The sequence below is a fragment of the Kitasatospora hibisci genome, from assembly GCF_043950205.1.
GTDB lineage: Bacteria > Actinomycetota > Actinomycetes > Streptomycetales > Streptomycetaceae > Kitasatospora > Kitasatospora hibisci.
On the sequence record NZ_CP171642.1, the window covers coordinates 3,940,835 to 3,964,135 of the forward strand.

Genomic DNA, 23,301 nt, shown 5'->3' on the forward strand with positions numbered 1-23,301 from the left:
CGAGCTGGAAAGGCTCGTGGCGGCTGCTCAGGCGGGGGACCCGGGGTCGACGGAGTACCTGCTGGCCAAGCTGCGGCCGGTGGTGCTGCGCCGCTGCTCGCGTTTCCTGCCCCACCACGCCGACGCGGAGGAGGCCGCGCAGGACGCGCTCCTGTCCATCAGCACGCACCTGGGCGAGTACGGCGGCCACGGCTCCTTCCTGGGCTGGGTGACGGTGATCGCCTCGAACGCCGCCCGGTCCACCTACCGCTCGATGCGCCGGCGCGCCGAGGAAAGCCACGCCGACCTCCCCGAGTCCGTCGACCCGCGCACCACCAGCGTCATCGCCGGGACCCGGCTCGACCTGATGGAGGCGCTGGCCGCGCTGGAGCAGCAGCACCCCACCCTGGTGGAGTCCTTCGTGCTGCGCGACCTGGGCGACCTGACCTACGTCCAGGTGGCCGAGGAGCTGGACGCCCCGTTGGGCACGGTCAAGGCCCGAATCCACCAGGCCCGCCGCTTCATGCGCGAGCGCCTGGTCACCGGCCTGTGAACGGCGTTCCCGCGGCGGGCGGCGGCCGGGCCGTCATCCGGCCCCGGTCCGCCGTCGCCGCCCTGGTGGCAGCCGCCGCGCTCGGGCTGGCGACCGGAGGATTCGTCCTGCCGCCGCCCCCCGGCGGCACCACGCACCCGACAGCGCGGTCGGGTGCCGCGGCCGGGGGAGCATCCCAGGGCGCGTCCGCTCTCGCGACGCCCGGCGTGTCCGGCCCGACGCCCGCGCCGTCCGGCTCCGGCTCGCCGACCGGTGCGACCGGGCCGGTGACGACCGCGAACCTTCTGGAAGCCGCGGCGTTCAGCCCGGACGTCGGCACCGGGTGGATCCACACCACCGACCGGTACGGCAACGGGACCTACGCCAACTCGGCCTGCTCCGGCGAGAAGACCCTCACCGAGACCCTGGGCGGGCCCGGCGCCCACTTCCGCGGACTGATGACCAGCCCCCGCACCGACCCGAGCGACTCCACGATGGCCGCCAAACACGCCGACCAGGTCGCCCGGGAGTTCGCCGCCGAGGCCCCGAACCCTTCCCTGGCGCAGAACTTCGCCGAGCGCCTGCTGCTGGAGGAGGTGCCCTGCCAGCAGGAACCGCCGGGGCACTGGGTCTACGGAAGGACCACGGCGCTGCAGCTCGCCCCGGACGTCACCGCGAGCTGGATGGGCCTCTACGAGGGATCCTTCAATGCCACCGGCACGGCGCCCGAGGGCAAGGAGCCCTGCGGAGGCATCGCCGTGCTGCGCAGCGGCACCCACTACGGGGTACTGGAGGTCGATGCCTGCCTGGGGACGGCCGCGATGAACCGCGTCGTCAGGACCGCTCTGTCACAGCTGTGAAACAGCCGGTCAGGGCTCCAACTTTCCCCCCTCCGGCGGCATCTCCCCGGTTGTACGAGGACGCAGCAGGCGTCCCGACCAGCAGGGGGACCACATGACCGAGAACCACGCCGTCCAGAAGAAGTCCGCTCGCCGCAACCGGGTCGCCGCCGCGGCCTGCTTCGCCGCCGCACTGATCACGGTCAGCGTCGTCGGCACCCAGTCGGCCACCGCCGACGGGAACTCGCGCAACGCCGCCGGCCGCACCCCGGCCGCCGCCCAGCCGGCCGCGGCCACCGCGCCCGGACTCGGCTCCGCCGCCCTCGTCCAGAGCGAGGACTACTTCCAGCGGGGCCTGAACCCGGTCGGCGCGACGGTTGCGCTGAACGGACGCCAGGGGCTTTCCGCGTGCTCCGGCGAGGAGACGATGCACGACCTGACCAAGGGCAAGGCCACCGCGTACGCCTCCGTGAACTGGACCTTCGACACCAGCGGCCAGCTGACCGAGTCGGCCGCGAGCGCGCACACCGGGGCCGAGGCCGCCACCTGGGAGAAGCAGCTCGTCGCGCTCGTCGAGGACTGCCAGGACGAGCCCGCCGGCCACTGGCACTACGGCGCGGCCCACGCCCTGACCGTCAACGGCGGCACCGCCCGCTGGTACCCGGCCTACAACGGCGACGGCGCCGTCAGCGGCGGGGTCGCGGTCCTGCGCAGCGGCACCCGGGTCGCCATCGTCGAGCTCACCGGCCAGCCCACCAACGCCCCGACCTACGTCGAAGGCATCGCCACCGCAGCACTGAAGCGCCTCCCCTCCTGAACGGCGGCCCGCGCCACTGGGCGGAGCCGGCCCCGGACCATCCGGCACGGAACGTAGGAGAGCGCGGTCGGGACCAGGAACATCCCCGGCTGCGTACAGACCCCCTCGGGTCTCCCCCTGCGTCGCCGTCACCGGCCCGCGCGGGCTGAAGCCGGCGGCCGGGTACGGGCCGCGCGGGTCACCTGCGGCGACCCGCGCGGCCTGGTGGGCGTACCGGTCGTGCGCCCGCCTGCTCCCGCCCGCCGAGCGGTCCCGGCACGGTGGCACCACGGCTACGCCCTCACTGTCGGCCCTTCCCTGACCGACGGTCGTGCCGGCGTCGTCTGACACTTCCGACGCCGATGGGCACGAGATAGTAGACGGCGATGGCGAGGTAACCGACGACGGCCGCGACCGGTGCGAAAAGGCCCAGAACGATCATGGCGACGTAGCCGACGAGTCCGGGCGTGAGGCGCTCGGTCACAACCTGCACCTCTCCTTCATCCGCGTCGCGGCGCACCAGCCCCCGGTGAACCGCGTACCGCCAGAACAGGGACAGCAGCGCGGAGGTCACCAGCAGGGAGAGACCGTAGAAGGTGGTGGCGACACGCTCCGCGTCGCCCTCGCGGATGTACTCGGCCAGCAGTTTGGTCGGAAACGGCAGGAAGGCGACGGCGAGCATCAGTACCAGGTTCAGGCGCATCAGCCAGAGGTCCGCGTGCTCGAGGTACTCGGTGATGACCGAGTGGGCCAACCAGACCGCCCCGATCGTGGCGAAGCTCACCAGGTAGCCCAGGTACGACGGCCACTGCTCGAAGATGGCGTGCAGCAGGCGCGTCGATCCGGGAGGAACAGCGATCTCGAGGACGAGCAGTGTGCCGGCGATGGTGAAGATGCCGTCGCTGTAGGCCTCCAGCCGCGCAGTCTGGAGTTGACGGCGGGGCTGATCGCGCTCGACCGGTTCCTCTGTCATGGCTGGAGTGTGGCAGTCCTGCTCTGGGGCGGCCCGCAGGCGAGTAGCCGGCACCGGAATCGTGTCGCGCCACATCACCGAGGTCACTCGGCCACCTCAAGCGCTGACGGTTCCGCGGCGCCTGCGGCAGCCTGTGGCGTCATCCGCGGGCGGACGCTCGTGACTTCGGGTGGATGACGAGTGCCGGTGCCGGGTGACCGGGTGAGGTCGGGATCGGTTCCGGCAAGGCGGGGGTTCGCCGTCCTGTCGGAACGGTTTGGCCTCTCACACTGCAGAGTTGACGGCCGGACCGCTCGAAGGCCGAGGCGGCGAGCGGTCCGGCCGCTCAGCATGCGACAGGTGCAGAAGGCCGGACCGGGGTCACCGGCACCCCCTCCCCGCCGGATCCGCTCGGTCACCGCCGCCGCCGAGGAGAACCTCGCGGTGCCGTTCAGCGCCTCCGCGCCGGGCGTCGAGGTGGGCGTCCGCACCGCCCGGCACGGGGCGCAGGGCACCTGCGGCCCCGTGGCCCGCGGGCACCACGCCCACTGCGTGCGGGCAGGTCCGTCCGGCCCTGTTCACTCACCTGGACGTGTAGTCGTGACGCCACGTCACGAGGACTGGGCTCGTCACGCACCGTTCCCTGGCACGGTTGAGTGTGCCGCCGAGGCGCTGGGACCAGGTCGACAGGTCGGTCCGGCGGCCCCGTTCCCGCCCCAGCATGGGAGTTCTCTTGCGCTTTCGCAGAGCCGCTGTGCTCACCGCTCTTCTGGCCTCCCTGACGGTGGGGGCCACTCACCCCGGGACCGCCGACGGCCACTCGCCCGGATACGGTGCACCGACGCAGGACGGTGTCGTCCGCAGCGCCAGGGGACCCCTCGCCGCCGCCGAGGTGACGCTGTTCCAGGCGGGGGAGGACCCCGGCTCCGGCGCCCGGCCGCTGGCCCGCACGCGCACCGACGCCCACGGCCGTTTCAGCCTCCCGTACCGCGCCCCGCACGATCCGGGCGCGGTGCTGTACCTGACCGCGGACGCGGGGCCGGAAGGCCGCGCGCGCGGCGGGGCCCCGGGCGGCGTGCGGCCGGTCCGGCTGGTCGCGATGCTCGGCACCGGCCGCCACACCGGGGACGTGGTGCTCGACGAGCTCACCACGGTCGCGGCGGGATTCGCGATGGCGCAGTTCACCCGGGGCGGCGAGGTCGCCGGCCGCAGCCCCGGCCTGCAGAACGCGGCGGCCGTCTCCCACAACCTGGCCGACATCGGCGACGGGGAGGTGGCCGAGACGCTCGCCACCGCCCCGAACGGCGACGAGACGTCCACCCTGCGCGCCTTCAACACGCTGGCCGACATCCTGTCCGGATGCACCGCGGGACAGACCTGCGGCGCCCTCCTCGATCTGGCCGGTCATCCCGGCGCACCGGCCCCCCGCGACACCTTCCAGGCCGTCGCGGACATCGCCCGGCTCCCCGGCAACAACGCCGCCGGGCTCTTCGCACTGGCCGACGGCCGCGACGACTACCGGCCCAGGCTGGCGGAGGCTCCCGACGCCTGGACCATCGCCCTGCGGTACGTGGGCAACGGCCACGAGTTGGACGGACCGGGCAACGTCGCGTTCGACGCCGAAGGCACCGCCTGGATCGGCAACAACTACACGTTCGGCGCCGATCCCCGGCAGTCGGTCTGCGGCTCCCGCATCCTGTCCCGGCTCACCCCGACCGGACAGGACGTCCCCGGCGCCCCGTACCGCGGCGGCGGGCTGTACGGAGTGGGCTTCGGTACGACCGTCGACCCCCGGGGACACGTCTGGGCGGCCAACTTCGGCTTCCAGGGCACCGATTGCCCGCTCGACGCCAGCCGCCTGTACCGCAGCGTCTCGGAGTTCACCGCCGACGGCCGGCCCCTCTCGCCGCCCGGGGGCTGGCGCAACGGTGACATCGTCCAACCGCAGGGCGCCGTGTCGGACCGGGAGGGGAACATCTGGGTCGCCAACTGCGGCGGTAGGAGCGTGACCCGGATCCCCGGCGGGAACCCGTCCGGGGCCCGCAACATCGCGCCGGGCGGCGACACCCTGGTCAAGCCGTTCGGCGTCACCGTGGACACGCAGGGGCGGGCCTGGGTGACCGGCAACGGAAGCGACGACGTGACGCTGCTGTCCCCGCAGGGCGACCCCGTGCGCACGGTCACCGGCGGCGGGATCAAGCGGCCCATGGGCGTCGCCTCCGACAGCCTGGGCAACGTCTGGGTGGCCAACGGCGGCGTGGTGGTCGCGCCCTGCGAGGGCACCACGCCCGCCATGGTCGCCGAGGCGGTCAAGGACATCGTCACCCGGGACGCCGGCGCTTCGGTCACGATGGTCCGGTCCGACGGCACCACCCCGGCCGAGCCGTTCGTCAACGACGGCCTGTTCCTGCCCTGGGGGATCGCGGTCGACGGCGACGACACCGTCTGGGTGGCGAACTTCGGCGGCCACCGCCTGGCCAACCTGTGCGGTGCCCGGCTGTCCTCCTGCCCGCCGGGGCTCCGGACGGGCGATCCGATCTCACCGGCCGGCACCGGCTACACCAGCGACGGACTGGAGCGCAACACCGCCGTCCAGATCGACCCGTCCGGCAACGTCTGGCTCGCCAACAACTGGCGGACCGTACCGCTGCAGACCAACCCGGGCGGCCACGAGATGGTGGTGTTCGTCGGACTCGCCGCTCCGGTGTGCACTCCGCTGCTCGGACCGCCGAAGCGCCCCTGACCACGAGGGGGTCCGGGCCCGTGCGGCCGGATCCTCGGTGTGTCTCCGGCCCGTCCCCCCGTCCGGGGGACGGGCCGGACGCGTCCGACGCGGCGGACCTCCGGTCAGGCCGTACTGGACACAAGGGGACTGACCGGAGGTCACCGGAGCGCTCCGGGCCGATCCGCTCGGTGGCCGTGGCGACCGCCGACGACGCAGATCGGTGAGGACGCTGCGGTACGGCTTCGAACGGCGGCCCGGTCTCCGATGGGCACACCCGTTCGCTTCAAAGCGAACCGGTGACTTACCGCTCGTTGCAGAACGTCGTTTCGGAGCCGTCGGAGACAGCCGTCGCCGACGTGGCCCAGGCACGTGAGGTCACCGGTCGTCAGAACCGGACCGGCACGCGCCCGGTCCCACGGCCGATCGAGATCGCCGCGCACAGGGCCTGCGGCTCACTCCGGGCCGGGGGGTCGGTCGAGGCCGACGGGGGGCGGGGAGGGTCCTTGCGGCGGCAGGGTCGCGAGGAGTGGCCCCGGCTCGGAGCCCGGCACCTGATGAATGAGCCGGCACAGGGCGTAGTGCACGCACAGGAGGGCGAAGACCTCCTGCACCACGCCTTCGGGATGCTGCGAGCGCAGGACGGGCGGCGCCCCGTACGGGCTGAGGATCTCGGCCATCGCGGGACGGGTCTGCTGGTGACGTACGTACAACTCGACCAACTCGTCCGCAGGCGCGTCGTCCGGGTCGGCGATGGTGGTCAACAGCCGGCGGATCGACGGGGCGCACCGGCACTCGGGATCCCGCGCTGTCGGGGAGGTGCAGGAGTGAGGCCGGTCGCGCCACCCGGGAGGCTCGGCGTACCGGATGACGCGGACATGCGCCTCGCGGCCGGGTTCCCGCCCGCCGGAGGGAAGGGGGAGCCGGGCGAGGTACGAGCCGTCGGGCATCACCTCCAACGGTTGCAGCCCGAGCATGCCCTTGTCGCGCCAGAGAAGGTCGGTGCCTTCCGTGACCGCGTGACGGCAGTCGTGGTGGATGAAGCGCCAATCGGTCAGCACCAGTCCTCCTGGCGGAGCCTTGGGCAGCAACCGTAGGGCGGTCTCCGACAGTGCGGCGGCGGCCGGCCCCGTTTCGACCTCGAACACTCCGTGTGCTCTGACCTCGGACAGCACCGTCACGCGCGCCTGCGAGCGGACGGACGCACCGCCCGCCTGCGGATGCGGGCCGAAGTGGCGCAGGTTCGCCGCGCTGCCCGGGAGGTCCACGTTGATCGCGTCCAGTACGGCGATGTGGCGACCCCGGTACACGTCACCGTCGCACGTGCCCGGGGCCGGTCGGCAGAGACGGTGGAACAGTTCCTTCAGGGGCTCCGGACCGAGCCGCAGCCTGGCCCGGCCGATGGCAGCAGTCGTCGGAGCCGGCGGCGGGCGCCGCTTCTCGGACATCACGATCCGGCTGGGCGTCACCAGTCTCATGACATCGGTGTAGCCGAGCTGCGGGAACAGGCACATCGCCAGGACGAAGTACACGACGGTCTGGGCCGGCAGGAGCCGTTGACGCTTCTCGAGCCGTCCGCAACTCTCGATCGCTTCCCGGACGATCTCCACCGGGAAGGCCTCCGCGAGAATCCCCATCGCGGCCTGATCGGCAAGCCGTTCACCATCGGGCCTCTTTCTCTGTCCCAACCTCGGCACGCGTCGTTCAACGCCGGCGCCCTCGCGAGGTCACTAAGTCACCGGTCGTGCACGTCTGACGGGATGTCCGTTCGGTTCTCGTGCACTTAGCGTGAAGACACGCCGCACCGTGCTGGCGCCGGATCGAACCGATGACCGACGGTTCGACGCCCCGAACACCAAGAGGGTCAGTCCCGCCCCTGGAAGCCGCCGACCATCCCCCAAGCAAAGTGGTGTCATGTACAGATCAAGATCTTCCTCCCCTCCCCTCTTCGCCAGGCTCGGCACGCTGGTCACCATCGCCTTCCTGCTGGCCTTCCTGCTCCCCGGTCGCTCGTTCGCGGCGAGCGGCCTCGTGCAGGACCGCCTCACGCCGATCCTGATGACCGAGGGCGTCGCCGCAGCCGCCCGGCTGACCGTTCACGCCCCCACCTGCACCACCGTCAAGGCTCTGGGTGTCGCCGTACGTGACGAGGACGGAACGAACCTCGACTTCCCGGGGCTCGCCTCCGACGTGCAGGTGTGCCGACGCGGGCGGACGATCAGCACCGAGGAGCGCACGCTTCCCGCCGGCCGGTACACGATGTTCGGCTTCTGGCAGGACTACGCGGACAGGTGGCACAACCTGCCCTCACGCACCCTGATCGTCCAGGGATCCGGCTCCGCGTCGTCGGGAGCCCCCCACTCCCCCGGGGGCGGCCCCCTCCCGCCGACCACGGGCAGGTCGCCGGTCTGGTCGGAGGAGTTCGACGGACCCATTCGGTGGGGATCCCGGTGGGTCGGTGACGCCACCTCCGCCTTCCGCTATCAGGACCACAATCCGGGCGACCACAAGCTGGACTGGTTGACCACCGACGCCGTGAGCGTCGAGAACGGCGTCGCCACGTTCACGGCGTCCCCCTCCGACCACACTCTCGAGAACGGCCGGCAGGCCTGGGACACCGGCCTGCTCACCACGGAGGGCTCCGCCGAGCGATTCCGGGTCCGGACGGGCGACTACATCGAGACCCGGGTGAAACTCCCGACCGGCACCGGCGCGTGGCCCGCGTTGTGGACGTGGAAGGACGGCCGCAACGAGGTGGACACCTTCGAGTACCACCCCGACCGCTCCGCCGTGCTGGAGCTGACCAACCAGGTACGCCAACGCTCGGCGTCGTACCGGGACGCCGACGAGGTGGGACCCGGCGCCTGGGTCACCGTCGGGACGTACTACGGAGCCAGGTCGGTCGACTGGTACGTCAACGGAGCCAGGGTGTACCGCGACCGCGCCGGTGTCGGCACCCGGTGGTCCGCCTATCTCATCCTGAACCTCTCCGTCGCGGACGGCCGCTACCACTCGGCCCCGGTCGACGCCGACTCCCTGGGCTTCGCCGCCGACTACATCCGGGTGTACCGATGAGGGGAATCCCCTGACGACCGGGAACGTCTGACATCGACAGTCTCCGCCTGCGCCGGAGGTGTCGCCGGGCTCACGCCCGCGGCACCTCCGGCGGGGGTTCAGGCCCTCGATGCGAGCTCACCGACGGCGTCTCCGGGTGCGGCGCGGAGGCGTCCACCGAGGAAACCGTCCTTGAGGAGCCCCGCCGTGGCCTGCCGCGCTGCGCCACGGCGGGGCGTTCTCGCAGGTGGCAGGGGGTGCGGCGCGGGGTGAGCGGGGCGGATAGGCGCCGGATAGGCGGGTGGTAGCGGCGCCGGTTCGAACGGATAGGCGGGGCCGGGAGAGTGGTTCTCACCAAGGCGAGCTCCGCCGAACCGTGAGGACTCGGAAAGATGATCGATTACCAGACCCGCCCGGCGTCGAGGGGGGCGACGTCCCCTGATGCCGCTGTGCTCAGCACGGTCGTCAAGCGCTTCACCAGCGCGAAGGGCGAGGAGTTCACCGCCGTGAACGGACTGGATCTGCGGATCCGGCGCGGCGAGATCGTGGCATTCCTCGGGCCCAACGGCGCCGGCAAGTCGACCACCATCGACATGCTGCTGGGGCTGACCCGGCCCGACTCGGGAACGGTCGAGCTGTTCGGCCTGCCGCCGCAGCAGGCGGTCCGCGACGGACGGGTGGCCGCGGTCCTGCAGTCGGGGGGCCTGCTCCCGGACCTGACCGTGGGCGCGACGGTCCACATGCTGGCCTCGCTCCACCCCGCCGCCGACGCCGAACAGTGCATGCGCCGGGCAGGCGTCGCCGAGCTGCGCGACCGCCGGGTCTCCGCCTGCTCGGGCGGCGAGCAGCAGCGGCTCCGGTTCGCCCTCGCGCTGCTGCCGGACCCCGAGTTCCTGGTTCTGGACGAGCCGACCGCCGGGATGGACGTGTCGGCCCGCCGGGAGTTCTGGGCGGCCGTCCGCGAGGACGCCGGGCGCGGCATGACGGTCATGTTCGCCACGCACTACATGGAGGAGGCCGACCAGTTCGCCGACCGTGTGGTGATGATCGACAAGGGCTCGGTGGTGGCCGACGGTTCGGCCTCGTCGATCCGCGCCGCGATCAGCGGGCGCACGGTCTCCGCCGTGGTCGGCCCGTACGAGGCGGAGCTGGTGGCCCGGGCGGCCGGCGTCCGCTCCAGCACCGTCCGCGGCGACCGCCACTACTTCAACTGCACCGACTCGGACTCCCTGCTGCGCGTGCTGGTCAACGAGACGTCGGCCACCGGGATCGAAGTAGCCCCCCGCAGTCTCGAAGAGGCCTTCGTGGCCATCACCACCAACGGCCGCACCGTCCAGAAGGGGATCTGATGGCCTCCCTCACCGCGTCGGGCGCCCGTCCCGCCACCTCCACGTTCAGCGGGGTGAACCCCACCTTCATCCGCTACGAGCTCCGCCGGCGGTTCAACCGCCAGACCACGATCTTCACCGTCCTGCTGCCGGCCGTGCTGTACCTCGCCCTGTTCCGGACCAGCCCGAACGACGCGACGCTCCCGCACGGGAACTTCGCCGCCTGGATGATGATCGGCCTGGCGGTGTACGGCGCCGCCACGGCAGCCACCAGCTCCGCCGCGACCATCTCGGTCGAGCGCGCGTCGGGCTGGATGCGCACGATCGCGCTGAGCCCGCTCACCCCGCCCGGGTACCTGCTCGTCAAGGTGCTCTGCTCGGTCCTGATGGCCGGTGTCCCGGTGGCCATCGTCGGCGTGCTGGGTACCCTCACCGGCGCCGAGGCGGACGCCGGCGTCTGGGTGACGTCGCTGCTGGTGGCCTGGCTCGGTGCGGCGGTGTTCGCCGCGCTCGGCATCGCGATGGGACTGGCGCTCAAGCCCGACGTCGTGATGCACATGCCCGGTCTGACCATGACCGCGCTCGCCTTCCTGGGCAACCTGTTCATCCCGCTCAGCGGCACCATGCTGGAGATCTCGCGGTTCACCCCGATGTACGGGGTCGCGACCCTCGCCCGCTACTCGCTCACCGACGGCTACTCGTTCAGCGGCGAGCACTCCAGCCTGGCGGGCGCCGTCTTCAACATCGTCGCCTGGTTCGCCGGCTTCTCGTTCATGGCGATCCGCCGGTTCGCCAAGAGCACCGGCCGCCAGTAGCCCGGCCGCCAGTAGCCCGGTGGGTGCCGGCCCGCCCCGGACGGCCGGCACCCACCGCCGACCACCGCACCACCACCCGGACCGCAACACCACCACCTGGACCGCACCGGGCGCCTGGCGCCGTGCGAAGGGCACCACACGAAAGGGGGATAGAACACATGTTCGCCGTACTCGCGCCCGGCCAGGGCTCCCAGACCCCTGGCATGCTGGCCGGCTGGCTGCGCGACCCACTCCACGCCGAACGCATCCGCGACTGGTCCGAGGCCGCCGACTGCGACCTGGCCCACCTGGGCACCAAGGCCTCCGCCGCGGAGATCGCCCGTACCGAGAACACCCAGCCCTTGCTGGTCGCCCAGGGCCTGCTGGCCCACGGCGGGCCGGCCCGGACGGCGCCCGGGGGAAGCACGGTGGCCGCCGGCCATTCCGTCGGCGAGCTCACCGCCGCCGCCTTCGCCGGGGTGCTGAGCCCCGCCGACGCCGTCCGGCTGGCCGCGATCCGCGGCCGGGCCATGGCCGCGGCCTGCGCCGAGGCACCCACCTCGATGGCGGCGGTGGTCGGCGGGCACGAATCGGAGGTGCTGGCCCGGATCACCGAACTCGGCCTCACCGCGGCCACGTTCAACGGCCCCGGCCAGATCGTGGCCGCCGGGCTCACCGAGCGCCTGGAACAGCTGGCCGCCGCGCCGCCGCCCTCCGCGACGGTCAAGCCGCTGCCGGTCGCCGGCGCCTTCCACACCCCGCACATGGAGTCGGCCCGCCGGGCCGTCGCGGCCGCCGCCGCCACGATGCACTTCGAGCGGCCGGACCAGCTGTTGCTCTCCAACGCGGACGGCGCGGTGCTCACCGAGCCGGAGGAGATCCGCCGGCGGCTGGTCGACCAGGTGGTCCGGCCGGTGCGCTGGGACCTCTGCCTGCGGACCCTGGCCGAGCTGGCGCCGGAGCTCGCGGTCTCGCTGCCGCCGGCCCGCACCCTGGCCAACATCCTCAAGCGCCAGTTCCCCGGCTTGGAGGTGCTGTCCGTCAACTCGCCCCGGGACCTCACCCGGACCCACGAGCGGCTCGACGCCGCGATCGGCAGAGGAGAGCCCGTCCGTGCTGGTGTCTGACCTGCTCAACCGCCCGCGCGCCGAGCGCGCCGACCACCCCGCCGTCGTCGACGCCGACGGCTCCCTCGACTACCGCGAGCTCGGCACCGTCGTGGACCGCGCGGCCGGCTGGCTGCGCGGCCGGGGCGTCACCGCCGGCGACCGGGTGGTGTACACCGGCGGCAACGACCGCGCCTTCCTCGCCCTCTTCTACGCCACGCTCCGGATCGGCGCCGTCTTCGTTCCGGTGCACCCGGAACTGACGGACACCCAGGTCGGCCACATCGTCGAGGACTGCACGGCCGCGCTGGCACTCTGCCCGCCCGCCGCGGGCCGCGCCGCCGGCCGCACCGCCGAGGTGGCGCAGGCCTGGCAGGAGATCCTGCAGACGCCCGCCGACGACTTCGCCGCCGACGTCCCGGACGACAGCACGGCGATGCTGATCTACACCTCCGGCACCACCGGCCGGCCGAAGGGCGTGGTCTGCCCGCACCGGCAGATGCTCGCGGCGGTCGAGGCGGTCAACGCCCGCCTGCAGTACCGCGCGGACGACGTGGTGCTCTGCCGGCTGCCGCTCTCCTTCGACTACGGGCTCTACCAGGCCCTGTTCTGCGCGCTCACCGGCAGCACGCTCGTCCTCGCCCAGCGCAGCCACGACGTCGGCCTGCTGCGCGTCATCGAGCGGCACGGCGTGACGGTCGTCCCGCTGGTGCCGTCGCTGGCGCAGATCCTGGCCCTGCTCCAGGGCAAGCTGCGCCGGCCGACCAGGGTCCGGCTGTTCACCAACACCGGTGCCCGGCCGGGCCGGGCGGTGATGTCCGAGCTGCTGGAGCTCTTCCCCGGCTCGGCCTTCGCCTCGATGTACGGGATGACCGAGTGCAAGCGCATCTCGATCCTCGACCCGGCCGAGTACGCCGCGCACCCCGACTCCGTCGGTCCGCCGATCCCCGGCGACCGGGTGCGGATCGTGGACGGCGAGGGGCGGACGGTCGCCCCCGGCACGGTCGGCGAGATCGTGGTGTGGGGCCCGACCGTGATGGCCGGCTACTGGGGGATCCCGCTCGACGAGCAGAACCGCTTCGTCCGCCGCACCGACGGCTCCCTGGAGCTGCACACCGGCGACCGCGGCCACCTCGACGACGACGGCCGGCTCTACTTCGCCGGCCGCGACGACGACGTGATCAAGCGCCGAGGCATCCGGCTCGCCCTGACCGAGATCGAGGACGCCGCCGAGCGGATCCCCGGGGTGACCGCGGCCGTGGCCCTGAAGCCCGAGCCCGAGGACGGCCCGCTGCACCTCGCGGTGCAGAGCCCGCTGGCGCCGGAGGAGATCCGCGCCCAGTTGGCCCGGCAGCTCGACCACGCCCGGATGCCCGACCTGATCGTCCCGATCGACGCCGTACCGCTGACCGCCAACGGCAAGCCCGACCGCGCCGCAGCCAGGCGCCTGATCGACCCGCCGGCCGCCGCGCCCGCCACCACGACTCCCTTCGCACAGACGAGGACCACCCATGAACCAGTCGCAGTTTGACCAGCTCGTCGAGCGCGTCTGCGCCGTCAAGGTCACCGACCCGCACACCCCGCTCGTGGACCTGGGCGTGGACTCGCTCCACACCATCGCCCTGGTGATGGCCGTCGAGGAGGAGTTCGGGATCGAGGTCGACCCCGACGCGCTCGCCGACCCCGCCCTCTCCTCGCCCGCCGGCCTGCTGCAGTTCGCGCAGGCGCAGGCCGACGCCGCGGCCCCGGCCGCGGTCTAGGGACCTGGACACCGATACCCATGTGGACCGACACCAGACCCGCGGCCGAGATGCCACGGCTCTTCGAACGCGGCGGGGACCTGATCTCCTTCGCCGGGGGCCTGCCCGACCTGGACGTCCTCCCGCTGGAGGCGATCTCCGGTCAGCTCTCCCGCCTCGTCCGCCTCGGCGGAAAGCTCGCCTTCCAGTACACGACCCCGCACGTGGCCAAGGCCCTCGTCCCGGCCGTCACCGACCTGATGGCCCGTGAGGACGGCCGCGCCACGGCCGACACCCTCGTCCCCACCAGCGGCTCCCAGATGGGCCTGATGGCCGTCGGCCTCGGGCTCGCCTCGCCCGGCGAGACCGTCCTGGTCCAGACGCCCGCCTACCCGGGCGCCACCGCCGCCTTCCGCACCGCCGGCCTCGACCTGAGTGCCGTGCCGTCCGGCCGGGACGGCCTGGACCTCGACGGGCTGCGCCGCACCGTCCACGCCCTCCGGGCCGACGGCCGCACCGCGCGGCTGCTCTACTGCAACCCGACGCACCAGAACCCAACCGGGGCCACCATGCCGGTCGAACGCCGCAGGGAGCTGCTGGCGGTCTGCCGGGAGCTGAACCTCCTGGTGATCGAGGACAACCCCTACGGCCTGCTCTCCTTCGACGGCAGCACCACCACCGCCCTCCAGGCGCTCGACCCGGAGAACGTGGTCTACCTGGGCACCTTCTCCAAGATCTTCGCCCCGGGCCTGCGCTGCGGCTGGATCGCCGCACCGGAGCACCTGGTGCCGGCGCTCAGCCGCACCACCGAGGTGATCGCCCTCTCGCCGTCCGCCCTCGCCCAGGCCGCGCTCGCCGCGTTCCACACCCGGGGCGGCTGGAACGACCTGATCGACGGCTACCGGGCGAGCTACCGCGAGCGCTGCGCGCTGATGGCCGACGCGCTGGAGCGCGAGCTCGGCACCGACGGCCCCTGGCAGTGGGAGCGCCCGGACGGCGGCTTCTACATCTGGCTGCGCCACCGCGACGGCGTGGACACCGGCCGGTTCACCGCGGCCGCCGCCGAACAGGGCGTCTCCTTCGTCCCCGGCAGCCACTTCGGTATCGGCGGCGAGCACGCCGACGGCCTGCGGCTCTGCTTCAGCCACGTGCCGCGCGGCCGCATCGCCGAGGGCGTCGCCCGGCTGGCCCAGGCGCTCGCCGCGCCGGCCGCTCCCCCGGAGGGCGGGTCCCGATGACCGACACGCTCGCGGCCGCCCGCGCGGTCGACTGGTCGGAGTTCGGCCCGTCCCGGCCGCTCGGCGACTCGCACTGGCGGGTCTGGGGCGTCGGCCTGCTGCGCAACGCCGGCTTCCCGGTCTCCGGGCTGGACCGCCTCGGCGGACGGCACGCGGTGCACGCGGCCGCGCTCCTGGACAGCGGCGCGGCCGACCACGACGACTTCGAGGCGGCCTACCGGGCCGACTGCGACGCCGAGACGGAGCGGCTGGCCCGCCTCGCCACCGACGGCAAGGTGCGCAGGGCCATCGCCTGGCAGAACCGCACCGTCTACCAGGTCCTCGACTCCCTGGCGTCCGGCCGGGGCAAGGAGTCCAAGCGCCGCCAGCGCGAGCGCACCCTGGCCATGTACTGGCTGCGGTACTGCGCCAAGGCCGAGACCATCGGCTTCTTCGGCCCCGGGGCGTGGATCTCCGTCGGCCGGGGCCGGCGCGCCATCGACTTCGAGCCCGGGCCGTCGCTCACCTCGGCGAGCCGGACGTCCTTCGAGCGCTGGACGATCGCCGCCCTGGGCGAGTGGATGTCCGAACAGCCCGGCGCCCGCTGGTGGTTCCCGCCGGTGCTGCGGCCGGACGTCCACCTCGACGGCGACCGGCTGGTGATGCCGGGCCGCAAGGTGGTCCGGCTGCGCGCGGACGACGTCCAGGTACTGCGCCGCGCCGACGGCGACCGCAACGGCGAGGCCATCGCCGACGCGCTCGCGGCCGAGGAGCAGTGGGACGCCGCGACCGCCCGCACCCGGGTGGAGAAGGTGCTGAGCCGGCTGCTGAAGCAACGGCTGATCGCCTGGGACGCGAACATCCCGGTCGACGTCCGCGCCGAGGAGGTGCTGCGCCGCCGGGTGGACGCCATCGGCGACCCGGAGCTGTTCGTCCGGTACGACGCCGTGCTCGCCGAGCTCGGCCGGCTGCGGGACGGGATCGACCGCGCGACCACCGCCGAGGAGCTCGTCGAGGCGCTCGACCTGCTCGACGGGTTCTTCGTCCGGACCACCGGGCAGGCGGCCTCCCGCGAGGAGGGCAAGGCGTACGCCGGCCGGACGCTCTGTTACCAGGACTCCCTCCGGGACTGCCGGATGGACCTCGGGCAGGACTTCCTCGACGGCATCGCCCGCCCGCTGGCGCTGGTCGCCGACGCGGCGGACTGGTTCGGCAACCGGCTCGCGGAGCTGGTGGAGGCGGAGGTCGCCGCGCTGGTCCGGACCGCCGCCGAGCGCCACGGCACGGTGACGCTGGCCGACGTCTGGCCGCAGGTGCTGGCCCTGTTCTGGGGCGAGCACGCCACCCCGGTGCACGCGGCGACCCGCGAGCTGGCGCTGAAGTGGCGCGAGGTCGTCGCGCTGGACCCGGACGCCCCGGCGTCCCAGCCGGTCCGGCTCTCGGTGGCCGGGATCGAGGAGCGGGCCCGCGCGGTCTTCGCCACCGGCCCGGTGCGCTCGCCGCACCTGGCGGTGCACAGCCCGGACCTCCAGGTGGTCGCCCCGTCCGTGGACGCGGTGAACGCCGGCGACTACACCGTGGTGCTGGGCGAGCTGCACGCCTGCCTGGCCACGCTGGACCTGCCCTTCCTGGACTGGACCGCCGACCACGGGTCGCTGCGCGACAAGGTCAACGCGGCGATCGGCGCCCCGCGGCTGGTGCCGCTGCTGCCGGTCGGCTGGAAGCGCAACAGCGGCCGGATGGTGCCCGCTCCGATCGGCGCCGGGGACCGGCTGATCGGGTTCACCCGGGCGCCGTTCGACGAGCGGGGCCGGATCGACCCGGCCGCCGCGATCACCGTGGTCGAGGCGGACGGCACCGTGACCGCCACCACCCCGGACGGGCGGACCTGGAGCGTCCCGGAGCTGCTCGCGGTGCTGATCTCGATCATCGCCTGCGACGCCTTCAAGATCGGCCTGGACCGCCCCCACGCCCCTCGGGTGACCCTCGACGACCTGGTCCTGTTCCGCGAGACCTGGCGGCTGCGGGCCGACGAGGTCGGGCTGCCCGCCAAGGCGGACCGGCACCACGACTACCTGGCGGTGCGCCGCTGGGTCACCCGGCACCGGCTGCCCGAGCAGGCGTTCGTGAAGTTCCCCGAGGAGACCAAGCCGTCCCTGGTCGACTTCACCAGCCCGACGCTGGTGCTCTCCTTCGCCAACCTCGTCCGCCGGGCGCGGCAGGCCGACCCCGGGGCAGTCGTGACCGTCAGCGAGCCGCTGCCGGCCCCCGAGGACTCCTGGCTGCCGGACGCCGACGGCGAGCGCTACGTGAGTGAGCTGCGGCTCCAGATCAGCAGGAAGGTGCCGGAATGACCGTCCTCGTCCCCGACGACGCGGCACTGCGGGTCCGCCCGACCCGCCCGCCGCGCCCGTCGGACCCCGACATCGTCGCGACGATCGGCGGGACCCCGCTGATCGCCCTGGACCGGCTGTTCCCGCCCAACCGGTTCCAGGTGTACGCCAAGTGCGAGCGCTTCAACCCCGGCGGGAGCATCAAGGACCGCGCCGCCAAGTCGATGATCGAGCACGCCATCGGCACCGGCCGGCTCGTGCCGGGGGTGTCCACGGTGGTGGAGTCCTCCTCCGGCAACCTCGGCATCGCCCTCGCGCAGCTCTGCAACTTCTACCGGCTCAAGCTGGTCTGCGTGGTCGATCCCCGGACCACCGCGCAGAACCTGTCCATCATGCGGGCCTACGGGGCACGGGTCGAGGTCGTGGAGCACCGCGACCAGGCCACCGGCGAGTTCCTGCCGGCCCGGATCGCCCGGGTCCGGTCGCTGCTGGAGAGCATCCCCGACGCCTACTGGCCGAACCAGTACGCCAACGAGTACAACGCCCGGGCGCACCACACGACGATGAGCGAGATCTGCGAGGCCCTGCCGGGCGGACCGGACTACCTCTTCCTCGCGTCCGGCACCTGCGGCACGCTGCGCGGCTGCGCCGAGTACGTCCGGGACAACGGCCTGGCCACCCGGGTCGTCGCGGTGGACGCCGTGGGCAGCGTGATCTTCGGCCAGCCGGAGCCGTGGGAGAGCTCGCACAAGCGGACCATCCCGGGCCACGGGGCGGCGGTGGTCCCGCCGCTGCTGCTGCCGGGGCTGGCGGACCGGGTGGTCAAGGTGACCGACTCCGAGTGCATCCGCGGCTGCCGCCAGCTGCTGGCCCGGGAGTCGATCCTGGCCGGCGGGTCCTCCGGCGCGGTGATCTCCGCACTGCTGGGTGCCCCCGACTGGATCGAGCCCGGCGCCACCTGCGTCGCGGTGCTGCCGGACGGCGGCGACCGCTACCTCGACACCATCTACGACGACCAGTGGGTGGAGTCCTACCTCCGGCAGTACCTGCCGGACCACGACCAAGAAAGGAGTGAGTCATGAGGATCCTCGGTCGCGACGACGTCCGCGCCGCACTGGCGGGTCTGGACTCCACCGTCCTCGACTCCGTGCGGAACGCCTACGTCCTGCACAGCCAGGGCCAGTCGGACCTGCCGTTCTCCACCTTCCTGCGCCCGCTGGGCCGCCCGGACTCGCGCATCATCGCCCTGCCCGCCTACCTGGGCGGACCGGCCCCGGTGATGGGCCTCAAGTGGATCTCGTCCTTCCCGGAGAACGTGAACCGGGGCATGCAGCGGGCCTCCTCGCTCTGCATCCTGAACGACCTGGAGTCCGGCTACCCGGTGGCCCTGATGGAGGGCAGCCAGATCTCCGCGGTGCGGACCGCGGCCAGTGCCGCCCTCGCCAGCGGCCTGCTGTCCGCCGGCCGCCCGGTGCGCACCGTCGGCCTGATCGGCTGCGGCACCATCAACCACCGCGTCATGTCCTACCTGGCGCAGGTCCACCCGGACATCGAGACCGTGCTGCTCCAGGACGCGTTCCCGGAGCGGGCCAAGGTCTTCGCGGCCGAACTGGCCGCGGAGTACCCGGGGATCGCCTTCCGGGCCGTCGACGTGGCCGCCGCGCTCGGCGCCGAGACCGTGAGCATCGCCACCACCGACTCCAGCTACTGGCTCGACCTGGCCGACTACCCGGACCGGCCGCACGGCCAGGTGATCCTGCACCTGTCGCTGCGCGACCTGAGCGCCTCCTCGGTGCTCGCCGCCCACAACGTGGTGGACGACGCGCAGCACGCCGTCCGCGAGCAGACCTCCCTGCACCGCGCCGAACAGCAGGTCGGGCACCGGGAGTTCGTGCACGCCGAGATCGGCGCGGTGCTGGACGGGCGGACCGATCCGGCCACCCTGGCCCGCACGGTCGTCTTCTCCCCCTTCGGCCTTGGCGTGCTGGACCTCGCCGTCGCCGAGGCGGTGCTGGAGGCCGCCGTCGCGGCCGGCCTCGGCACCGAGGTCGAGGGCTTCGACCCGGGCAGTCACAAGGTCACCTCGACGCTCACCGGGAGTGCGGCATGAGCGCCCCGGGACGGCTCTTCGCCGAGGGCACCAGGGCCCTGGTCACCGGCGCCTCGCGCGGGATCGGCGCGGCGATCGCGATCGCCCTGGCCGAGCACGGCTGCGACGTCGCCCTCAACTACCGCAACAGCGCCGGGAAGGCCGAGGAGGTCGCGGAGCGGATCCGCGCCCTCGGCCGGCAGGCCCTGCTGGTCAGGGCCGACGTCTCGGACGAGGCGCAGGTCGCCGCGATGTACAAGGAGATCCGCGGCACCTGGGGCAACGTCGAGGTCGCCGTCCTCAACTCCGGGGTGACCGCCGACGGCCACATGGCCGCGATGAGCTCCGCGAAGTGGCAGGAGGTCATCGGCACCAACCTGACCGGCGCCTTCCTGACCGCCCGCGAGGCGACCAAGCAGATGTACGCCACCGGCGGGGCGATCGTCATGATCGCCTCCACCAGCGGCATCGCCGGCCGGGTGGGCCAGGCCAACTACGCCGCCAGCAAGGGCGGGGTGATCTCGATGGCCAAGACCCTGGCGTACGAGACCGCCGGCCGCGGCATCCGGGTCAACGTGGTGGCGCCCGGGTTCATCGACACCGACATGGTGAAGAAGGTGCCCCCGGCGCAGCTCAAGGAGGCCGCCCAGGCGATCCCGCTCGGGCGCATGGGGACCGCGGAGGAGGTCGCCCAGGCGGCCGTCTTCCTGGCCAGCCCCGCCGCGTCGTACATCACCGCCAAGGTCCTCACGGTCGACGGCGGAATGCTCTACAGCTGACCGGTCATCGCGCCACCAAGAAGAACTGACGATCCATCACACCAATCCGGAAAGGGACCACCATGTCCGTCGCCACCTTCGAGGACGTCCGCACCCAGGCCGAGCAGCGCCTGGAGAAGAACATGAAGATCAAGTCGATGATCATCGACCGCCTCGGCCTGGACGCCGAGCCCGAGGTCGTCTCCGACAACCAGCCGCTGTTCGGCCGCGGCCTGGAGATGGACTCGCTGGACACCCTGGAGATCGTCGTCATGATCAACAACGAGCACGACGTGCTGATCAGCGACGACGACTTCGAGGCCTTCGGCTCGATCAACGCCCTGGTCGACTTCATCGAAGCCCGCGAGGTCTGATCATGACGATCGCGCCGGAGACCGCGCCCGCGCGCCGGGCCGCAGCGGCCAAGGAACCGAAGCAGACCTTCAGCTACTCCTCGGACGACATCAAGCGGATGCTGCCGCACCGCTGGCCGATGCTGATGATCGACCGCGCCTACGACGTCGTGCCCGGCGTCTCCGGCCGCGGCATCAAGAGCGTCTCGGTGAACGAGCCGTTCTTCGCAGGCCACTACCCGGACCATTCGATCATGCCCGGCGTGATGATCGTCGAGGCGATGGCCCAGCTGGTCGCCGTCGTCTACGTGGCCGAGCTGCTGGAGGCGGAGAACCCCGGCACCGGCGACCCCTCGGCCAGCGTCGGCTACCTCGGCTCCATCAGCTCGATGAAGTTCTCCCGGCTGGTCGTCCCCGGCGACCAGCTCCGGCTGGAGGCCAAGCTCGGCCAGAAGCTCGGCGGGCTCCGCTCGGTGTCGGTCCGGGCCAGCGTCGGCACCGAGCTCGCCGCCGCCGGCTCCCTGATCGTCACCACCGAGCGCAAGGGCTGACCGCCCGCCGGGCCGGACCCCCACCCATCGGAACCAGAAGACAAGGAGGTGTGGAATGTCCATCACGATCCGCCCGTACCAGGAGGGCGACGCGCACGACATCGCCGAGCTCTACAACCGTCACCGCGACAACCCCAACCCGGTGGCCGGCGGGATCGGCGGCGACGAGCTGGAGCGCGAGCTGACCGAGCGCGACACGGCGACGTTCCTGGTGGCCGTCGACGACGGGCGGGTGGTGGGCACGTTCGGGCTGTTCCACAGCACCGGGCGGCGGTCCGCGCGGGCCGGCGAGCTCATCGCGGACATGTTCTTCGTCGCCCCCGCCTACCGCAACGGCGTGATCACCGGACGGTTGTTCACCGAGGCGGTCGAGTGGATGATGAAGTGCGGCTGCCTCGTGCTCCGACTGACCGTCAACCCGGCCAACGCCGTGGCCTTCCGGCTGTACCGCCGGGTCGGCTGCGTCTCCGTCGGCGAGACCGTGCCCGGTGAGGACGGCAACGTCGAGCTGCACAACTACATCCCGCTGATCCTCCGGAGCGTCTTCGCCGACCTCGACCCCGAGGCCGTCGCCGCCCTGGGCGGACTCAGCAGCTTCGCCAACGTCGCCGGCGGCCGGGACGACGAACTCCGTTCCGACGTCCGGGTGGTGGACGGCGTCCGCACCATCGCCTACGCTCTGGCCCTCGGCGAGTACCGGATCGACGCGAGCATCGACGTGGACCGCGGGCTGATGCTCGACGCGCGGCTCACCGCCCCCGACGGCACCGACCGGCCGCTGCGGATCGCCGAGCCGCCGTACCGGGTGAAGACCGCCCGGCAGGTCCCGCCGCACCGCTTCGAGTCCGGCGGCCTGGCCTGCGAGGTGGACGGCGGCGACGGCACGGTGACCGTCACCGCCGCCGGGCACCACGGGCCGCTGCTCGTCTCCACCTGGCCCAGCTGCGAGGCGGACCGGTCGGCGGGCTGGCGCGAGGGCCAGCCGCGCGACCTGGACGTCGTCCCGGTCGAGCACGGGGTCCGGGTCACCGAGCGGTCCGGGGAGGACGAGGTCGTCGGCACCATCACCCTCGACGGGGGTGTGCTCGGCCAGGACTTCACCTTCACCCGCCGGCCCGGCCGGATCTTCCAGACCATCGGGCTGCGGCAGGGCACCTTCGCCCGCACCGACCCGGCGGACGGCACCGCCGCCGAGCACCTGCTCGGCACCGGGATCGGCGTCCGCGACGCCTCCGAGGTGGTCGCCGCCGCAGAGGTCGCCCCGGTCGGCAGCGAGCTGGTCTGGAGCGACGGCCCAACCCGGATCGAACTGCCGGTCACCCGACCGGTCCGGCTGATCCACGCCGGGCTGGTCGAACGGCACCTGGAGCAGGACGAGGACGGCGTGGCCCGGCTGCGCACCGTCTTCCGTGCCGGCCCCGGCACCGGCGCCCGGCCCGCGGCCCGCTCCACCGCGGCGCCGCAGCCCGTCGCCGGCGCCCGGACGCTCAAGGTGCAGGCCGCCGCCGCGGGGGTCACCTCGTGGACGGAGGGCGGCACCAAGGTCCTGCGCAGCCCCCACCCCCGCACCCGCGCCTTCGGCTGCAACCCGCGCTGGTCGGCCGGGATGTGGGTGACCCGCGAACACAGCCGGTCCAGCCGCGCCACCGGCCTCGGCTGGGGCGTCCCGACGGCCGGCGAGTGGGAGCAGAAGCACCCCTTCGGCCTGGCCGCCCCGCACGAGCGGATCAGCTGGGAGGTCACCGCGCCGGAGTCGGCCGCCGAGCCGGTCCGGGTCGACGTCCGGGCCCCCGGGGCCGAGGAGGAGATCGTCCTCTGGATCACCCCGAACACGCCGTCCCGCACCACCGTGGTGCTCGACTCGGCCGGCGCCCGCCGGGAGCTGGACTCGTCGGGGTTCCGCCAGGTCTGGGCCGCGGCCGCCGCGGTCCGGCTGGCCGACGGCAGCTGGCTCGACTGCCGGCCCGCCGGCGAGGGGGCCGGCGAGGCGGAGGTCGTCCTGCGCACCACCGCCTCCGGCCTGCTCATCGGCTGCGTCGCGGCCGCCGGGCCGCACGGCGCCGAGGCCTCCTGGCAGCTGGCCGTGCACCGCGAGCCGGTCCTCTGACCCACCGCGGCACCGGCACCGCACCCCGCACAGCATCACAAGCACCGCACCG

General features: G+C 73.0%; 20 protein-coding genes. 18 read left to right on the plus strand and 2 right to left on the minus strand.

Features of this window, described 5'->3' with window-relative positions:
• Positions 1 to 16 precede the first annotated feature (16 nt).
• From ACF9IK_RS16970 to ACF9IK_RS16980, 3 genes are all read left to right on the plus strand, one after another.
• The gene (locus ACF9IK_RS16970; RefSeq protein ID WP_395295033.1) at positions 17 to 532 is read left to right on the plus strand and encodes an RNA polymerase sigma factor; all 516 of its coding nucleotides are present in this window, start codon (positions 17 to 19) and stop codon (positions 530 to 532) included.
• Positions 533 to 798: 266 nt separating this feature from the next.
• Positions 799 to 1,371, plus strand: a complete 573-nt coding sequence (locus tag ACF9IK_RS16975) for a hypothetical protein (RefSeq protein WP_395295034.1) — start codon at positions 799 to 801, stop codon at positions 1,369 to 1,371.
• Positions 1,372 to 1,465: 94 nt separating this feature from the next.
• Positions 1,466 to 2,167: a hypothetical protein gene (locus tag ACF9IK_RS16980; RefSeq protein WP_395295035.1), complete on the plus strand. Its 702-nt coding sequence runs from the start codon at positions 1,466 to 1,468 to the stop codon at positions 2,165 to 2,167.
• A gap of 280 nt (positions 2,168 to 2,447) precedes the next feature.
• Here ACF9IK_RS16980 and ACF9IK_RS16985 read toward each other — a convergent pair whose 3' ends face one another.
• Entirely contained in the window at positions 2,448 to 3,119 is a 672-nt protein-coding gene (locus ACF9IK_RS16985; protein ID WP_395295036.1) for a TMEM175 family protein, read from the minus strand.
• Positions 3,120 to 3,852: 733 nt separating this feature from the next.
• Here ACF9IK_RS16985 and ACF9IK_RS16990 point away from each other — a divergent pair.
• Positions 3,853 to 5,841, plus strand: a complete 1,989-nt coding sequence (locus ACF9IK_RS16990) for a hypothetical protein (protein ID WP_395295037.1) — start codon at positions 3,853 to 3,855, stop codon at positions 5,839 to 5,841.
• Positions 5,842 to 6,275: 434 nt separating this feature from the next.
• Here the strand turns inward: ACF9IK_RS16990 and ACF9IK_RS16995 are convergent, their stop codons facing one another.
• On the minus strand, positions 6,276 to 7,457 hold the full coding sequence (locus ACF9IK_RS16995; RefSeq protein ID WP_395295038.1) for a transposase domain-containing protein: 1,182 nt from the start codon (positions 7,455 to 7,457) through the stop codon (positions 6,276 to 6,278).
• 277 nt (positions 7,458 to 7,734) lie between these two features.
• Here ACF9IK_RS16995 and ACF9IK_RS17000 point away from each other — a divergent pair, with 277 nt between their 5' ends.
• The 14 genes from ACF9IK_RS17000 to ACF9IK_RS17065 all read left to right on the plus strand — a co-directional run bounded on the left by ACF9IK_RS17000 (position 7,735) and on the right by ACF9IK_RS17065 (position 23,249).
• Positions 7,735 to 8,895 (plus strand): glycoside hydrolase family 16 protein, encoded by a 1,161-nt coding sequence (locus ACF9IK_RS17000; RefSeq protein WP_395295039.1) that lies wholly within the window; start codon positions 7,735 to 7,737, stop codon positions 8,893 to 8,895.
• A gap of 371 nt (positions 8,896 to 9,266) precedes the next feature.
• Positions 9,267 to 10,223, plus strand: a complete 957-nt coding sequence (locus tag ACF9IK_RS17005) for an ABC transporter ATP-binding protein (RefSeq protein WP_395295040.1) — start codon at positions 9,267 to 9,269, stop codon at positions 10,221 to 10,223.
• On the plus strand, positions 10,223 to 11,017 hold the full coding sequence (locus ACF9IK_RS17010) for an ABC transporter permease (RefSeq protein ID WP_395295041.1): 795 nt from the start codon (positions 10,223 to 10,225) through the stop codon (positions 11,015 to 11,017). The genes ACF9IK_RS17005 and ACF9IK_RS17010 overlap by 1 nt, the downstream gene beginning before the upstream one ends.
• 158 nt (positions 11,018 to 11,175) lie before the next feature.
• Positions 11,176 to 12,123: an ACP S-malonyltransferase gene (locus ACF9IK_RS17015; protein WP_395295042.1), complete on the plus strand. Its 948-nt coding sequence runs from the start codon at positions 11,176 to 11,178 to the stop codon at positions 12,121 to 12,123.
• Positions 12,110 to 13,633, plus strand: a complete 1,524-nt coding sequence (locus tag ACF9IK_RS17020) for a class I adenylate-forming enzyme family protein (protein WP_395295043.1) — start codon at positions 12,110 to 12,112, stop codon at positions 13,631 to 13,633. Before ACF9IK_RS17015 ends, ACF9IK_RS17020 begins: the two co-directional genes overlap by 14 nt.
• A complete protein-coding gene (locus tag ACF9IK_RS17025; protein WP_395295044.1) occupies positions 13,614 to 13,862 on the plus strand; it encodes an acyl carrier protein in 249 nt (82 codons plus the stop codon). Before ACF9IK_RS17020 ends, ACF9IK_RS17025 begins: the two co-directional genes overlap by 20 nt.
• A gap of 20 nt (positions 13,863 to 13,882) precedes the next feature.
• Positions 13,883 to 15,079 (plus strand): PLP-dependent aminotransferase family protein, encoded by a 1,197-nt coding sequence (locus ACF9IK_RS17030; protein WP_395295045.1) that lies wholly within the window; start codon positions 13,883 to 13,885, stop codon positions 15,077 to 15,079.
• Positions 15,076 to 17,412 carry a lantibiotic dehydratase gene (locus ACF9IK_RS17035; protein ID WP_395295046.1) on the plus strand — a complete coding sequence of 779 codons (2,337 nt, stop codon included), beginning with the start codon at positions 15,076 to 15,078 and terminating at the stop codon, positions 17,410 to 17,412. Before ACF9IK_RS17030 ends, ACF9IK_RS17035 begins: the two co-directional genes overlap by 4 nt.
• The gene (gene sbnA, locus ACF9IK_RS17040) at positions 17,409 to 18,473 is read left to right on the plus strand and encodes a 2,3-diaminopropionate biosynthesis protein SbnA (protein WP_395295047.1); all 1,065 of its coding nucleotides are present in this window, start codon (positions 17,409 to 17,411) and stop codon (positions 18,471 to 18,473) included. The genes ACF9IK_RS17035 and sbnA overlap by 4 nt, the downstream gene beginning before the upstream one ends.
• Positions 18,470 to 19,501: a 2,3-diaminopropionate biosynthesis protein SbnB gene (sbnB, locus tag ACF9IK_RS17045; RefSeq protein WP_395295048.1), complete on the plus strand. Its 1,032-nt coding sequence runs from the start codon at positions 18,470 to 18,472 to the stop codon at positions 19,499 to 19,501. The genes sbnA and sbnB overlap by 4 nt, the downstream gene beginning before the upstream one ends.
• Entirely contained in the window at positions 19,498 to 20,259 is a 762-nt protein-coding gene (gene fabG / locus ACF9IK_RS17050; protein ID WP_395295049.1) for a 3-oxoacyl-ACP reductase FabG, read from the plus strand. The genes sbnB and fabG overlap by 4 nt, the downstream gene beginning before the upstream one ends.
• Positions 20,260 to 20,321: 62 nt before the next feature.
• A complete protein-coding gene (locus ACF9IK_RS17055) occupies positions 20,322 to 20,612 on the plus strand; it encodes an acyl carrier protein (protein WP_395295050.1) in 291 nt (96 codons plus the stop codon).
• A gap of 2 nt (positions 20,613 to 20,614) precedes the next feature.
• Complete coding sequence (gene fabZ / locus ACF9IK_RS17060) at positions 20,615 to 21,142, plus strand: 3-hydroxyacyl-ACP dehydratase FabZ (protein ID WP_395295051.1); 528 nt, start codon at positions 20,615 to 20,617, stop codon at positions 21,140 to 21,142.
• A 55-nt stretch (positions 21,143 to 21,197) separates the two neighbouring features.
• A complete protein-coding gene (locus ACF9IK_RS17065) occupies positions 21,198 to 23,249 on the plus strand; it encodes a GNAT family N-acetyltransferase (RefSeq protein WP_395295052.1) in 2,052 nt (683 codons plus the stop codon).
• Positions 23,250 to 23,301: the final 52 nt, after the last annotated feature.